The following is a 3,591-nucleotide window of genomic DNA, read 5'->3' on the forward strand; positions in this document are numbered from 1 at the left end:
CGGCGCTTCGTGAGCAGCTTCTAATTGATCGGATGGCCACACGGGCGAAAAACCTCTGGCTTGAGGTTCACGCGCTCTGGCTGCTCGGCGACACGGACGGCGGCCATGCGCAAGGCCGTTACCCCGGCGCCATCGGCGAGCTGCCGCCTCGTGGCCGGGCCAAGGTGCTTTCGATAATAGCCAGTCATCTTGAGCAACTCCCTCCTTCCAAAAGACAGCGGGCGTTCGACCGTGCCCTGGGCGCCACGTTTAGTCTGTCGCCTGATTATCAGGGGCGGCCGCTGGTGGCGCTGGCTCAAGCGCTGGAGATCGTAGGCGACCAACCGGCAACTGAATTCGGCAAGCTAGTGGATGCCGTCGGCACGCTTCCTGATGGAGCGTACGCCGGCCTGCTGCTCGCGGCACTTGCGGACAATCTGGAGTTACTTGCGGCTCGTGACAGAATCACGATGTTTGGCCGGCTCCTGACCGCCACCGAAGAGCTTCGTTGCCGCAATGAAAATCGGCCGTTCGTTTTGCCGATGAAGCATTTGGGCTACGCGTTCGGCAAATTACCTGACAAAGCTCGAAAGGAGGAAATGAATCGCCTCTTCGAGATAGTCAACGCACTACCCTGCGACGACCGTGTGCAGGCACTCGTCGAACTTGTCTTCAATTTTCCGGCGAAAGGGGACGATTGGGCGGGTGCCCGGCTTGACACCGTGCTCAAGATCATCGAGGGACTACCTTCGCGTTCCCGGATTCGACCGCTGACCGCATTGAGCAACACGATCAGCCTGCTACGCGTGGCAGGATCCGCGCGTGCAACCCACCTCGTCCTCGATACGATCCAGGAACTCGAGCCGCGTGACGTGACCATCGACCTGATCGCGTCACTGTCAATCTCCGCTGCCATTGAAGATTTGCCGTTGAGCGACAGGCCCGCGATGTTCGACAGGCTTCTGGCAGTGACCAGCCGGCTTCTCGATGGCGACCCGGCATGGTCTGCGGAACAGATACGGTCTGCGGAATTGCCTTTACGTCGCCTGTGTCGAGTGGTCGTGTGGCTCCCCGTCAACCTGTGGGAAACAGCGCAGAGCGACCTCTTTTCTGTCGGTTGCCTATTGGCGGATAGCTACCGCGATAGCTTCCTGTCGGACCTTTCCGGGCAGGCGTGACAACGTGGATTTGAGTGAGAGGCTGGAATGCCATCAGGTCTTCAGACGGTGAATGGCCGTTTGCGGTATCCGTGACGAGTGAGACGAGGTGGCATGGTCGGCCGGTGCAAGTAACATCCAACAGACGTGAACAGGTGCGATATGCCCGGAACACAACCGCTTTGTCCTAGTTCGCGTGCCATTTGGTTTCCGCCGGGCTCGGACGGGGAACCGTCAGTGCGGACTTTCCCGGAACACCTGAAGCTTCACGACGTCGGCGCTGCAATGACGTGGGCATTCGGTGAGATCGACAAATTGCTCGCACATGCTTCTCCGTGGCACCGCGTGGAGTACGTCAAGGCGGCGCTTGGCGAAGAAAACTCGTGCGGCAACAAGGATTTTGCGGCTGTGGTCCTGGCGCTTGGGGCAGCCTCGACGGATTCGCGCAACCTGATGGATCTGGTCGTGCAGATTTATGCCCTGGAGGTCGGGTTGGAAGGCGCATTTCCGGGCGGATGCCTGAATCGGGAGGGCCTGATTGAATATCTTGCCCGCACACTGAAGAGGAATCCTGAGGTTGTATTCGCCGGTATTCCCCACGATTATCTTGACGAAGTGACCCTGAGAGCGGACAGGTGCGGCATCGAAGGCTTAGCGGCAGGGGTCGATACCGAAAACGTCAAACCGAACTTCACTTCTGGCCTTCATGTGCTGGTCGAGGCGGGAGGTACGATCAGCGGCCTGGCTCAAACGAATCAGTACACAGACTTCGAGTCTCCGCTCGACATGTACGCGCTGCCAGGCAGCGCCGAGGTCGGTCCGCCCGGTGGATTCGACAATCCTCACAATCCTGGAAAGCCCGGCGTAGTCGAGACTGCTTTGTGGTTGATGGGGCATGCCGGAATACCTTCCTCAAGCGAGAGGGCGCTACGTGCATTCGACCGTATCCAGAGTGACGACAAGGACGTTCATACGGGGCGACTGGTCAGCCTGGCCACAAGGATCGTGTCTTCGGCCGAGGTGTACGCGTTGCTGGGAAACGGCCGCGACGCTGTCTCGACCGGCGGCTTCGATGGCACTATTTACGGCTGTGGACACTCTGCGCAGGCCGCAGTGCTTTTGCGGATAACCGATCGCCTTTCATTGCTTCGCCTGGAAGACGCGCCGCGCGCGTTCGACCGTATCCTGAGTGCCACGTTGAACCTTGATCCAGAATATCGGGAGCGTCCGCTAGCCCATCTCGCCGCACGGATCGGTTTGTGCAAGACCTCTGATGAACAGTTGGCCACGATCGAGCAGATCCTTAAGTCTGCCCGCGAGCTTCCCGGTAACGGCTGTGGGGAGGTGCATTCGGCACTTTCAGCTGCTCTCCCCACGCTTCCGGAAGATCGCAGACTGGCCACGTTCAATGCGCTTTTGACTGATATCAAACATTCTTTCAAGAACGGACAGGATCTGCTTGCGGCGACGTCGCTGAGCGGGCTGAGCGGATCGCTTGGTGCGCTGACAGTCGATAATCGGTCGAAGGCGTTGAACGACCTCGTCGATGTAGCCAGCCCCTTGCCGGGGACCGCCCGAGCACTTGTGTTCAGGAAGGCGTTTTCCAGTCTTGCACGCAGAATGACCGATGCGGTCGGCTTCGGATTCAATGAGATGCTGCAGGCAATCAGGAACCTTCCGGGAGGTGATCGGGATGGGCCGTTGGTGTCGTTGAGCCAGGAAATCAGCGGGCTCCCTGTCGAGGAGATCGCGCCGGCAACTGACAAGGTTTTTGAGGCAGTCAAGGCAATCCAGGAAAGCGGGCATGTGTCTGGCGAACTGTTCGCTGCGCTCGCCGAGTTGCTCAAGATACAGCGGCAAGACAACCGATACGAGGTGTTCCACCGGCTTATGGATGTTACCTTCCGCATTCTTGATAAACAGTACGAAGCGGTGGTGTCGTTCCTGTTGGCTCGCCTGTATGCGGCGATTCCCGAACTCCCGTTCGACGTTCAGAAGACGGCCTGGTTGAGCCTCAGTGAGGGGCTTGATCGTTGCCCCCCCGCGATTCGCAGCGCGCTTGCCGAAGAACTGCCGGATCGCTGGGGTGTCGAGTAAGAACGGGACGAGGGCTAGATGGCCGGAGAGGCAGCGAAGGATGGGCACGCTACCCCCGATCACCACGCCACCTTCGATTGCGAGTGCCGATTTTTCGCCTGGGTGCAGGGCGATAACTATGGGCCTGTTTCCAGACGATGTGTCTACTTTCTGAAAGACGGCACCTTGCCCTTGAGCGACACTGGGTTCACACAATGGGCAGCGCCCGATCCCCTCAATTTGCCCGACGCACTGGCGAGCGGTTGTGTCTCGAATGCCTCAGGTATTCAGATGACACGCGGGTTCAGCATGACCTTCACAAAGGGGCCGTGTCGCGCTAAATCAATGGAAATATTATTCGCAGCCAAGGGCAGGTGAG

At 59.0% G+C, this 3,591-nt stretch carries 2 protein-coding genes; both read left to right on the forward strand.

Annotated elements, in window-relative coordinates; translation table 11 throughout:
• Window positions 1-1,157, forward strand: a 1,157-nt coding sequence (locus EOS_RS47290) for a hypothetical protein (RefSeq protein WP_160312565.1), incomplete at its 5' end; no start/stop codon positions are given.
• A gap of 264 nt (window positions 1,158-1,421) precedes the next feature.
• Entirely contained in the window at window positions 1,422-3,233 is a 1,812-nt protein-coding gene (locus EOS_RS35835; RefSeq protein ID WP_152693240.1) for a hypothetical protein, read from the forward strand.
• The last annotated feature ends 358 nt before the right edge of the window (window positions 3,234-3,591 follow it).

Source organism: Caballeronia mineralivorans PML1(12) (genome assembly GCF_001028175.1).
In the GTDB taxonomy this organism is placed as follows: Bacteria; Pseudomonadota; Gammaproteobacteria; order Burkholderiales; family Burkholderiaceae; genus Caballeronia; species Caballeronia mineralivorans.